The 11,529-nt window shown below is 64.2% G+C and carries 13 protein-coding genes; 7 read left to right on the plus strand and 6 right to left on the minus strand.

Translation table 11 applies throughout. The features are described from left to right. Positions 1-6: 6 nt before the first annotated feature. The 4 genes from CGS25_RS06760 to CGS25_RS06775 all read right to left on the minus strand — a co-directional run bounded on the left by CGS25_RS06760 (position 7) and on the right by CGS25_RS06775 (position 4,594). A complete protein-coding gene (locus tag CGS25_RS06760; RefSeq protein ID WP_089032467.1) occupies positions 7-1,623 on the minus strand; it encodes a sigma-54-dependent Fis family transcriptional regulator in 1,617 nt (538 codons plus the stop codon). Next, positions 1,623-2,450, minus strand: a complete 828-nt coding sequence (locus CGS25_RS06765; RefSeq protein WP_089032468.1) for an ABC transporter permease — start codon at positions 2,448-2,450, stop codon at positions 1,623-1,625. Before CGS25_RS06765 ends, CGS25_RS06760 begins: the two co-directional genes overlap by 1 nt. After that, on the minus strand, positions 2,447-3,697 hold the full coding sequence (locus tag CGS25_RS06770; protein WP_101674998.1) for an ABC transporter substrate-binding protein: 1,251 nt from the start codon (positions 3,695-3,697) through the stop codon (positions 2,447-2,449). Before CGS25_RS06770 ends, CGS25_RS06765 begins: the two co-directional genes overlap by 4 nt. An 87-nt stretch (positions 3,698-3,784) precedes the next feature. Then, positions 3,785-4,594: an ABC transporter ATP-binding protein gene (locus CGS25_RS06775; RefSeq protein WP_089032470.1), complete on the minus strand. Its 810-nt coding sequence runs from the start codon at positions 4,592-4,594 to the stop codon at positions 3,785-3,787. On the opposite strand from CGS25_RS06775, the gene CGS25_RS18960 reads away from it, so the two are divergent. The 7 genes from CGS25_RS18960 (at position 4,593) to CGS25_RS06800 (ending at position 10,295) form a co-directional block, all read left to right on the plus strand. Then, the gene (locus CGS25_RS18960) at positions 4,593-4,856 is read left to right on the plus strand and encodes a hypothetical protein (RefSeq protein ID WP_157933788.1); all 264 of its coding nucleotides are present in this window, start codon (positions 4,593-4,595) and stop codon (positions 4,854-4,856) included. The genes CGS25_RS06775 and CGS25_RS18960 overlap by 2 nt on opposite strands. A gap of 48 nt (positions 4,857-4,904) precedes the next feature. After that, positions 4,905-5,219: a hypothetical protein gene (locus CGS25_RS18965; RefSeq protein WP_198588713.1), complete on the plus strand. Its 315-nt coding sequence runs from the start codon at positions 4,905-4,907 to the stop codon at positions 5,217-5,219. Positions 5,220-5,282: 63 nt separating this feature from the next. Beyond that, on the plus strand, positions 5,283-5,834 hold the full coding sequence (locus CGS25_RS06780; protein WP_089032471.1) for an OsmC family protein: 552 nt from the start codon (positions 5,283-5,285) through the stop codon (positions 5,832-5,834). Positions 5,835-5,884: 50 nt separating this feature from the next. Beyond that, on the plus strand, positions 5,885-7,039 hold the full coding sequence (locus CGS25_RS06785; RefSeq protein WP_101675000.1) for an acyl-CoA dehydrogenase family protein: 1,155 nt from the start codon (positions 5,885-5,887) through the stop codon (positions 7,037-7,039). Beyond that, positions 7,036-8,403, plus strand: coding sequence for an FAD-dependent oxidoreductase (locus CGS25_RS06790; protein ID WP_101675001.1), 1,368 nt, complete (start codon positions 7,036-7,038; stop codon positions 8,401-8,403). Before CGS25_RS06785 ends, CGS25_RS06790 begins: the two co-directional genes overlap by 4 nt. Beyond that, a complete protein-coding gene (cynS, locus tag CGS25_RS06795) occupies positions 8,400-8,849 on the plus strand; it encodes a cyanase (RefSeq protein ID WP_101675002.1) in 450 nt (149 codons plus the stop codon). Before CGS25_RS06790 ends, cynS begins: the two co-directional genes overlap by 4 nt. Positions 8,850-9,056: 207 nt before the next feature. After that, positions 9,057-10,295: an alginate export family protein gene (locus tag CGS25_RS06800; protein WP_101675003.1), complete on the plus strand. Its 1,239-nt coding sequence runs from the start codon at positions 9,057-9,059 to the stop codon at positions 10,293-10,295. A gap of 175 nt (positions 10,296-10,470) precedes the next feature. Here the strand turns inward: CGS25_RS06800 and CGS25_RS06805 are convergent, their stop codons facing one another. Beyond that, the gene (locus tag CGS25_RS06805; protein WP_198588714.1) at positions 10,471-10,869 is read right to left on the minus strand and encodes a YbaN family protein; all 399 of its coding nucleotides are present in this window, start codon (positions 10,867-10,869) and stop codon (positions 10,471-10,473) included. Next, positions 10,866-11,489 carry a biliverdin-producing heme oxygenase gene (locus CGS25_RS06810; RefSeq protein WP_101675004.1) on the minus strand — a complete coding sequence of 208 codons (624 nt, stop codon included), beginning with the start codon at positions 11,487-11,489 and terminating at the stop codon, positions 10,866-10,868. Before CGS25_RS06810 ends, CGS25_RS06805 begins: the two co-directional genes overlap by 4 nt. Between the last annotated feature and the right edge of the window lie 40 nt (positions 11,490-11,529).

Here is an 11,529-nt window from a genome sequence, read left to right on the forward strand (position 1 = left end):
ACCCGGTCAGGGCGGGTTCAGGCCCAGCTTATCCAGATGGTAGCGATATTGACGGGGTGTCATGCCAAGGCTGCGCGCGGCGCGGGATTTGTTGCCGCCCGCCTGTTGCAGGGCCTGGATCAGCATGGCGCTGTCCTGTGCACGAACCCGGCGATAGGGACGCAAGCCCTCCGCCTCGCCGGCAAACGCCGGGGGCGCAGGGCTGGTCGTGGCGGGCCAGGCCGGCGGCGCGCTCTGCGCCTGCGTCTGGCTCGACTCGCTGGCCAGAATCGCCTCCAGTTCGGCGCCCTCCAGGGTGTGTCCCCGGGCCATCAGAACGGCGCGGCGAATGATGTTTTCCAACTGGCGGATGTTGCCCGGCCAGGGGTAACTCTCCAGCCGCTCCAGCACGCCCGGCCCGAGTACCACGTTACGCTGGTATTCGCGGTTGGTGCGGTAGAGAAAGTGGCGGGTCAGCAAGCGCACATCGCCGCGACGTTCGCGCAACGGCGGCAGATGAATCGGAAACACATTGAGCCGATAGTACAAGTCGAGCCGGAAGCGCCCTTCGCCGACCGCCTGCTGCAGGTTCTTGTGGGTGGCGGCGATGATGCGCACCACCACCGGAATGTCCCGGTGGCCGCCGACCCGCTGAATCATGCGTTTTTCCAATACCCGCAGCAGCTTGCTCTGCAGATCCGGGTTCATGTCGCCGATTTCATCGAGAAACAGGGTGCCGCCGTCGGCCATTTCGATCTTGCCTTTCTTGACGGCGGTGGCGCCGGTAAAGGCGCCTTTTTCATGGCCGAACAATTCCGATTCCAGCAGTTGTTCCGGAATCGCGGCGCAGTTGATCGCCAGCAACGGGCCATCGCGGCGCTGACTCTGATCGTGCAGCAATTCGGAGAAGCGCTCTTTGCCGGTGCCGGACTCGCCGGTGAGCAGCACCGTGACCTCCGTGTTGGCCACCTTGAGCGCGTTGCGCAGGGCCTCGCGCAAGCTCTCGCTCTCGCCCAGAATGCCGTGCGCCGGCTGGGCGCTGTTGAGCGCGTCCTTGAGTTGGCGGTTCTCGTCACGCAACGTCGCGGTGCGTTCTTCCAACAGGGCGTTGAATTTAAGGATCTGGACAATGAACACGGCCACCGTCTGCAAGGTGGCAAGATCGCGGTCGAATTTGCGCGGCCGTTGTCGAAGCCGGTGGGCGGCCAACACGCCCATTGGCACGCCGGCGTCCATCAGCGGCACCGCCACATAAGCGACGATTTCATCGGGCAAGGTGCGCCGGTCGACGGCGCGAAACAAAAACATCGGGTCTTCGTCGATGTCCTGAACCACCGCGATCTGCCCGCTTTGCATTACCCGGCCAGCGATGCCCTCGCCCGCTTCGTAAACACCGCGGGCGCGTTCCTCGTCGGTGAGGCCGTAGGCGTAGCGAATGCTCAACCCCTGATCCTGAATGCGCGGCAACATTACCCGCGCCCGGTTCAGACCCAGCATTTGCGAGAGCAACCGCAGGATACCGCTGATCGCCAGCTCCGGCGCCTCGGCGCGACCGATCAGCCGGGCCGCTTCACGCAGTACCGTGAGGTCGCCGTCACCGGTTTGGGTGTCACCGGTCAGCGCGTGCGGATCGGCGCCGGCCATCAGCCCTCCAGCTGCCAGTTGAAACGCCGCATCAGCATGCCGCACAGGCCGTCCAGGGCGTAGCCGATCACGCCGATCACCAGCACCACCGCCGCCAACGCCGAATAATCCAGGGTGTCGCGGGCGTCGTTAATGGCGTAGCCCAAACCGCTGGTGACACCCAGATACTCCGCCGGTACCAGCACCACCCAGGCCACCCCCACCGCCAGGCGAATGCCCGCCATCATGTCCATCATCACCGCCGGCAGAATAATCCGGCGCAGCATCTGCGGGCCGCTGGCGCCGAGATTGCGCGCCACCTTGAACCAACCCGGGTCGATGCGCTTGACGCCGTGGGCGGTGGAAAACAGGATCGGCCACAACGACGCCATCAGAATCAGGAACACGATGGCGCCATTCCAACTGTCGAAGATCATCACCGCCAGCGGCATCCACGCCAGCGGACTGACCATGCGCAGGAACTGGAACGGCACATTGGCCATTTGTCGCGCGGTGGTGAAGTAGCCCACCAGAATGCCCAGTGGCACGCCCAACAGGCACCCCCAGAACAAACCGGCGCCAATGCGGTAGAGGCTGGCGCCAATCGCGTCCCACAGCGATGCCTGGCCGAGCATATTCCACAACGCGACGAAGGTCGGCCCGGGGGCGAAGCTGGCGAAGATCATGGTGTCCGGGTTGCTGGCGATGTACTCGCCACCCAGCCACCAGACAAACAACATCACGGCGATGCCGGCCAGCGGATAAGTAACCGGTTGCAAGCGGTTCAGCAGGCCCGGGCCAGATTGGCGCGGCGCCGCGATGGCGGCCGGGGAGGTGGCGGCTTTCATACGCTGATCACCTCCTTGCGAACATAGGGCGCATCCGGGTCCACGCCGGCGTCTTTTTTCCAGGCCGGGAACACCTCCAGGGATTTACGGATAAAGCGGTCGTCGACCAGATCCTTGGCGACAAACGCCGGGTCCAGGTCGGCGAGAAAAGCGGTGTCGCCGCTGACCAGCGTCTGTTTCATCTGTTCAACGATAAAGTGGGTGGCGGAAGGGTATGGCCAGGCCTGGAAATCGACCCGTCCATTGCCCCACTGCGGGTGGCGGATGGCGTCGGGCGAGGCGTAGTCCTGGTCGCTATAGAACGTCATCGCACGCTCCACCACGCCGGCTTTCATGGGCAGATAGCCTTTGCCGTCCCTGGACAAAAGATGAGCCACTTCCTTTTTGTTGGCCTGGGCGTAGTTCTGTGCCCGTACCAGGGCGTTCATCACTTTTTGTGTCCACACCGGGTTGGCGTTGACCTGATTCTCGTTCATGCACACCACGCAACAGGGATGGTTTTTCCACATGTCGCCGGTAAAACGCAGCACCTTGCCGCCGGCCAGCATCTCGCCGGCGGCGTTGAACGGTTCGGCGACGATAAAAGCATCGATCTTGCGCGCCGCCAGCGCTGGCGGCATGTCCGGCGGCGGCATGATCTGCAGGTTCACTTCCTTCTCGCCCAAGGGCTCGCCCTGCCCTTTGATCACCGGCGTGAGCCCCGCCTGACGCAGGCCCATCTGCAACACCACGTTGTGCATCGAGTACCAGTACGGCACCGCGATCTGGCTGCCGCCCAGGTCGGCGAACTCCTGCGCGCCGGTGTGCCGGCCCACCACGATGGCCGAGCCGTTGACGTGCGCCCAGGACATAATCTTGACCGGGAAATGACTGCTGTAACGCATCCAGATCGGGATCGGCTTAAGGAAGTGGACCATGTTGAACTTACCACTGGCGAACCCTTCCACCAGCGGTGACCAGCCGCGAATCAGCGTCGGCTTTTCCGCCTTAACGCCCTCTTCCTCAAAAAAGCCCTTGGCGTGGGCGACCAACAGCACGGCGGCATCGACGATGGGCAAATAGCCGATGCGCAGTACTTCGTCGTCCGGGGCGGCGAACGCCTGGCCGGGAAGGCCCAGTGAGCCGGCGGCGAACATACCGGCACCGGTGGCGGCGATAATATCGCGCATGAAATCCCGACGGCTTAAGCCGGTGTCGCAGCTTTCACAGGTATGCAGCTGATCGTCATCGTGGCGGTGGTCGCTCATGGGTTGCTCTCCTGACGGGGCAAAGGCGCGGCGTTGCTGGCGCGCGAAATCGGTAGCCGAATGGCGGCGTTCAGTGTGTTCAAGGGATTAACCGTTGCTGACCCGGCGAAAACGCACCCGGTCGCTTTCCGGTTCGGGCAGCGGCGTCACGCCGTCGGACTGTTCGAACTGATCCATCAACGCGCGGCGGTGCCCCTGAAACGAGGACGACGCCGTGTCCCTTGGCCACGGCAACGGCACCGCCATTTCATTTTCGATACGGCCCGGGTTACGGGTCATGATCAGCACCCGGTCGGCCATCAGAATCGCTTCGTCGATGTCGTGGGTCACGGTCACCAGGGTGATGCCACGGGCGCGGCAAATAGCGGTGACTTCCTGCTGAAGGCTGGCCCGGGTAAAGGCGTCCAGCGCCGAGAACGGCTCGTCCAACAACAGCACATCCGGATGGGTGGCCAACGAACGCGCCAGCGCCACCCGTTGCTGCTGCCCGCCGGACAGGCTCTGCACGTTGACCGTGCTGCTGTCGGCCAGCCCCACCAGATCGAGAAGCTGGTCCACTTTGTCGCGCACTTCGGCCTTGCCGGTGCCGGCGAACTCCAGCCCCAGCCCGACGTTCTGGCGCACGTTCATCCAGGGGTACAAAGAGGGCTTCTGGAACATCATGTTCCACTTCGCCGAGGGGCGGACCACTTGGCGGCCATTGATGCGCACGCAGCCCTCGCTGGGCAGCAACAGGCCGGCCATCATGTGCAGAAGGGTGGATTTACCGCAGCCACTGCGTCCGATCAGCACCGCGCATTCGCCGCTGCCAATCTGGTTCTCGATGCCCTCGAGCACGGTGCTGGCACCGGGCTTATAGCGATGGGAAATGCCGTCGAGGCTGATGGATGCGCCCATGTGTGGATACTCCGCTGACAACTGGCCCAATCGGGTCGATGTGTACTCAACAGCAGAAACCGTGCCAGATCACAAAAAAGCAGCGAAAGTGCTCTTGCGACGTCATCATCCAGCCGCGTTCAAAAAGCGGAAAAAAAAAATAAAACCTTTCCCATCAAACACCTGCAAGCAACATTCAAACGATCGTATCGGCCTGGAAAAAATCGGCGGGATACAGCGAATCTACCCGCCCCTTACCGATCACGACAATGCGACAAAATGAATCATTGTCCGCTTTGTTGGACTTTGTCCGACCGGGCTGACCACGCCCATGCGAAGCCCGCCGGCGCCGGGCCCAACACCATCGATGCTTTATATAAAGCAGAGGGAGCTGTCGCTTGAGCGGCGGCGAAACTCACCGCCCGCCCGCCATGAACAATCAATCGACAAAGATGGACATTGTCATTCTTTGTCCGGCTTTGCTGACTTTGGCCGAGTCTCCTTACGCGCGCCAGAATCGCCGGAATCAACCCTTCATGGCGATTTTTTTATTTCTAACATTTTGTTTTATAAGGACTATTTTTTAAAAATTGTTTTCCCGCGTGATATTGGCACAAGGCTTGCCCTGTCTCTGGCAGAAGCCTGAACGGCGGGATAAATGACCAGCTCCCTGCCCCGCCGCTTTTCTCTCAAAAAAAGGAGTAGTCCCTTGAGCAACCCAAGCACCGCCAAAACCGTCAGCACCTACCTACGCCCGATTGATCGCGACGGCCTGCTCGGCTTCGCGGAGAAAGGCCGTAACAACCCCAACAGCCGGGGCACCAACAAGGTCCACACGGTTTGCGAAGGCCAATACCGCACCCTTAGCTATGTCGGCGAACACCAGCCGGTGGTGGTGGATGAGCCGCCGCACCTGTTCGGCCAGGACACCGCGCCAGCACCCGGGGAGATCGTGTTGTCCGCGTTGGGCGGCTGCCTGGCGGTGGGGATCACCGCGGTGGCCACCTGGAAAGAAGTGAAGTTGTCCCGCCTGGAGCTGTTTCTGGAGGGCGACATCGGCAACCCGGCCGCCTGGGGCGCCGGCGGCGCGCAGCGCATTCCCTCGCAAATGGGCTTCCAGGAAATCCGTGTGCGGGTGCTGCTGGAAGGCGACGCCAGCCGTGAGCAGCTCGACGACATCGTGCAGCAGGCCAACTACTTTTCGCCGGTGGCCAACACCATGCGCAACCCGATCAACTTCGAGATCGCGCTGGCCGATTGACACACGCACGCCGTGGCCGGCCGCGCCGGCCACGGCAAAGGGAGACGCCTATGAACAGCGCGCAACCAATCGCCCCGGCCAGCGCCGATGCCGACGAGCAGTTCCTGGACACCGTCACCGGAATCGCCGATGGGCCGCTGGCGGGCCTTGCCAATCGCATCGACCAGGAAGGCTATTATCCACTGGATATCATGGCCCAACTTGGCCAGGCCGGTGCTCTCGGTGCCCATCTGGACGGCAACGGCCAGCGCTTTGATCTGGCCATCGCCGCCATGCAAAGAGTCAGCCGCCGCTGCGGCACCACCGGTTTCCTGGTCTGGGCCCATCAGGTGTGTGGTCTTTACCTTGAACAGTCCGGAAACCCCGCGCTCAGTGGCGAGCGCCTTGCCGCGCACAGTCAGGGCCTGCGCTTCGGCGGCACCGCTTTGTCCAACCCGATGAAAGCGCTCTCCGGCATCGAGCGCATGGCATTGGTGGCCAACCCGGACGGCGATGGCTACCGGGTGAATGGTGTGCTGCCGTGGGTCAGCCATATTGGCGCCGGCCAGTATTGCGGCGCGCTGGCCGCGGTGCGCGATGCCCAGGGCAACGATCTCGGCGAGATCATGTTCCTGCTCGACTGCGACGACCAGGTGGAGCTGCGCCAATGCCCCGCCTTCGCCGGCATGGAGGGCAGCTCCACCTGGGGCATCCGCCTCAACGATTATCCGGTGACGCCGGAGCGGATCATCGCCAGCCCGGCGCGGCCCTTTATCGCGCGGATTCGCGGCGGTTTTATTCTGCTGCAGGTGGGCATGGCCCTGGGAGTCGCCGAAGGCGCCCTGGAATCGATGATCGACGTGGAAGGCCAGCTTGGCCACGTCAATCAGTTCCTCGACGACCGCCCGGCGCAGTTGCAAGCAGAGCTGGCCGACATGATGCAACGTCTGGCCACCCTGGCGCGCACCCCCTACGACACCTCCCGGGATTATCTGCTCGATGTGCTTGATCTGCGCGCCCAGGGCGCGGAGTTCGCCCTGCGCGCCGCGCAATCGGCGATGCTGCATCAGGGCGCGCGCGGCTATGTGCTTTCCGCCGCCGCCCAGCGACGCCTGCGCGAAGCCCAATTCGTCGGCATCGTCACCCCCGCCATCAAGCACCTGCGTTGGGAAATGGATCAGTTGTCCCGCGAACAGTGGCCGCAACCTCGGGAGGGGGCGCAATGAGCGAACAGCAGCGCGCCTGGCGCCAGTACATTTGCCTGGCTTGCGGCCTGATCTACGACGAGGAGCAAGGCGACCCGGACGGCGGCCTGCCGCCGGGCACCCGCTTTGAAGACATCCCCGACGATTGGGAATGCCCGCTGTGCGGTGTCGGCAAAAGTGACTTCGAACTCTACGAGCCGCCGGCGGCGGCCGCCGCACCGCCGCCGGCCCCGGCCAGCGCGCCCAGCCGCGACGGCATCGTTATCGTGGGCGCCGGCATCGCCGGCTGGAGTGTCGCCCAGGCAGTGCGAGCCCTGGATCGCGAGATTCCGATTACCCTGGTGACCGCCTGCCAGGGCGACGTCTACCACAAGCCGGAGCTGTCGGTGGCGATCAGCCGCGATCTGGCCAGCGAACAGCTGGCCCGGGAAAGTGGTGCCGACGCCGCCCGGCGCCTGGGTGTGCGGCTGCTGAGCGACACCTTCGCCGTGGGCCTGTCGCCGGCTCTGCGGCAACTGCGCACCACCCGCGGCACCCTGAATTACCGCGCCCTGGTGCTGGCCCACGGGGCCCGCCCGGCTCTGCCGGCGGTGCTGCCCGCCAGCCTCTGCTGGCGCATCAATCATCTGCACGGTTTCGCCGGGCTGCGCGCCGCGCTGCACGGCGCCACGCGTCGAGTGGCGGTGATCGGCGCCGGCATGATCGGCTGCGAACTGGCCGAGGATCTGGCCCAGGCCGGGCACAGCGTGACCCTGGTGGATCGCCAGCAGGCACCGCTGGAAAGCCTGCTACCCGCGCCGGCCACCAAACGGCTGGCCCGCCACCTTGCCGATCTTGGTGTCACCTTCATGGGCGGCGTGGAGATCACCGCCCTGTCCGCTGACGCCAACGGCAAACGCATCGACACCCGCTGCGGCCAGCACCTGGAAGTGGACGAAGTAGTCGCCGCCACCGGGCTGATCACCGAATCCCGGCTCGCCCGCCAGGCCGGCCTGGCGTTCGAGCGCGGCATCATCGTCAACGCCCGTACCCTGGCCACCAGCGCCGAACACGTTTATGCCCTGGGCGATTGCATCAGCCTGGAAGGCGCCCCGTGCCGTTTTATCGAACCGATTGCCCGCCAGGCGGAAGCCATCGCCCACGCCATGCTCGGCATCGAGCACCCCGGCTACGGCCACCGGACACCGGTGGTGCGCCTGAAGACCCGGCGCCTGCCGATCGTGCTGCGCGGCGAACACAGCCCCGACCAACCCTGGAGCGTGGTCACCGACGACCCCGATTATCTGTTGATGGAGCAGCGCCGTGACGGCCGCGCCATCTCAACCCTGAGCGTGGGTCAGCCGCGCACCGCACCGCCTTCAACCACCCTGGAGATGCAACCATGATTGCCAACCGTACCGATGTCACCGAGATGATCCTTGCCGCCAAGGTGTCCAAGGGCCTGACCTGGTCTTCCGTGGCCGACGCCGTCGGCCAGAGCAAGGAGTGGACCACCGCCGCCTGCCTGGGGCAGATGGCGCTCAGCAAACAGCAGTCACAAACCGTCGGCGAGTTGTTCGGACTCTCCGACGAAGCGGTCGCCTGGCTGCAGATCGTGCCGCACAAAGCCGGCGATTCCGACACCCAGCACAAGGACCCGCTGATCTACCGGCTCTACGAAGTGGTGCACGTTTACGGCGGCGCCATCAAGGAACTGATCCATGAGGAATTTGGCGATGGCATCATGAGCGCCATCGACTTCGACCTGGACATTCAGCGCCAGCCGGACCCGAAAGGCGATCGGGTGAAGGTTCTGATGACCGGGAAATTCCTGCCCTACAAACAGTATTGAGGGAAGGCTGGACGCTAGACGCTGGACGCCAGACGCTTAACCCGCTGCTGGAAGGTTTGGTGTGTTTTCTGCCAGGGCGTTACAGAAAACACTCCGCAGCCTTCGGAGCCAAGGTTGAGCGTCCAACGTCTAGCGTCCAGCATCCAGCGTCCGCCGACCACCGCGATGGCCGGCCCTCTCCGGTCATCGCCCCTTGGGGATTTTGCTATGCGCTTTGTTACGCCCATTATGCTGGGCGCGGCCCTTGCCGTGCCGTTCGCGGCCCAGGCCGCGCCTTCGAACACGCTTGCTTCGGCATTCAGCGACGGCACGCCGATTCTTGATCTGCGCTATCGCTACGAATTCGTCGACCAGGACAACCGTCTCGACAACGCCCACGCCCAAACCCTGCGCACCCGTGTCGGTTTCGCCACCGCGCCGCTGTACGGGTTTTCCGCCATTGTTGAAGCGGACAACGTGACCCGCCTCGGCGCCGAGCGCTACAACGACAGCCGCAACGGCAAAAGTGATTACGCCCTGGTGCCGGACCCGGACGGCACCGCCATCAACCAGGCCCTGCTGCGTTATCAGGGTGAATACGCCAACGTGACCGTGGGCCGGCAACGGTTCGGCCTGGACAACCAGCGCTACATTGGTGGCGCCGCCTGGCGGCAGAACGAGCAGACCTTCGACGCCGCCAGCCTGGTGCTCAACCCCAGCGACCGACTGACTCTTACCTACGCCTACATTGATCAGGTCAGCACCGTCTTCGGCCCGGACGGCCATAACGGACACCCCAACAACGCCGCCACCATCGACAGCGACAGCCACCTGATCAACCTGGCCTATGCGTTCTCCGCCGCCCTCAAGGCGACCTTGTACTACTACCATTTCGATTTGCAGGATCTGGCGCTCAGCCCCACCGCGCCTTATCAGACCCAGTCCACCAACAACGCTGGGATACGTCTGACCGGCACTTACCATGATCTGATCTACAGCCTGGAATACGCCAACCAGAAAGACGCCGCTGGCAACCCCTGGCGTCTGGACAGCGATTACTATCTGGCCGAGCTGGGATATCAACACACCACCTGGATGGTGAAAGCCGGCTATGAAGTGCTCGGTGGCGGCAACGGCCCCAACGGCGCTTTCCAGACGCCGTTGGGCACCAAGCATCTTTACCAGGGCTGGGCGGATCAGTTTCTGGTGACCCCGGCGGACGGCATCAAGGACGCCTACCTGGGCGGCACACTGGCGTTGCTGGGCGGCAAACTACAAGGCTGGTACCACGACTTCCGCGCCGAACAGGGCGGCGATCGCTACGGGCGCGAAATCAACCTCGCCTACGGCCATCCGATCCCCGGCGTCAAAGGCCTGATGGCAACGGTGAAGGCAGCCCGCTACCGCGAAGAGGGTTTCTCGGTGGACACCGACAAAGCCTGGGTACAGCTTCAATACAGCTATTGAGTGGATCGTCTCGTACCTTGATCTCGTGGCCCGTCGCCACGGCGATGGCCGACAACCGAGGGCCACGATAGCGGATGCCTGAAGCCGGTCTATTCAGGCAGCCTGAGGTCACGAAAACGGCAATTGCGAGGCCGCAAAGCCGGCCGCGTGGGGTTTTGATTCCAGCGTCCGGCGTCTAGCGCCTAACGTCCAGCGTCCGCCGAACGCCCGGCCCCGGCGGCTCCGGGCGCCGCCATAACCATACCAACACCGCCACCATGATCGCTGGGATCAACAGCTTCGCCCAAAGCAGCAGGGAAGACAGCGCCATCAATAGTGCGCTGACCGCCATGGTCACGGTGGCCAGCCACTTGGCGTGGCGCGGCACCGCGCCGTGTTCGCGCCACTGGCGGATCGGTGGGCCGAAGCGCGGGTGCGCCAACAGCCAGCGCTCCAGCGCCGGCCAGCCCTTGCCGGCCGCCCAGGCCGCCAGCAACAGGAATTCCACCGTCGGCAGGCCGGGCAACACCACGCCCACCATGCCGGTGGCCAGTGCCAGCACCGCCAGCAGGCGCCACAACAACAGCCGCATCATGTCTCGGCGACATCTCCCATCAGTTGCTCCACGGCGGCGCGCACCAACGCGAACGCCGCCACCGCCCCGGCCACCGCCTGATCGATCTCGGCGGCGTTCAGGTCCAGCTCGTCCAATTGCGCCTTGAAACGCTTCCAGTGCAGGCCGCGCCCGTCCGGATGGCCGGCCAGATGGCGGGCACCGAATTCGGCACTGAGTTGCAGTTCCTGCTGCGCGCGTTTAAACAGAAACGCCGCTCCCAGGTTAGAGCCTTCGTTGGTGTACAGCCAGCCCACCGCGGCCACGCCCTCGCCGATCACCGCCGCTTCGCCGGCGGCCCGGTCGGCGGCGATGTCCGCCTCGCTGACGCCCAGATCGCGGCAGTCCTGTTCGATCAGGTCGAGCCGGCTGCGCTCCAGCAGCCCCTGAAAGCGCGCTTGCAAGGTGGCGTCTTCATAGAGCAGCGCGGTGGCGGTCTGAAAGCGCAACTGCACGCGCAAAAAGCGCACGTAGTGCTGGCGATCAAGAAACGGCGCCAGGCCGCTGATGCGGCTGTCCAGGCTGTCGTGAATGGCATGGGTTTGCTGCTTGAGGCGGGCGGACAGCGGGGCGTCCACGGCGGAATCGGCAATCACGTTCATCGGTGTTCCTTGCACATTGGTTGACCGGCGCTGGGCCGGA

The organism is Alloalcanivorax mobilis, from assembly GCF_002864685.1.
Lineage (GTDB): Bacteria > Pseudomonadota > Gammaproteobacteria > Pseudomonadales > Alcanivoracaceae > Alloalcanivorax > Alloalcanivorax mobilis.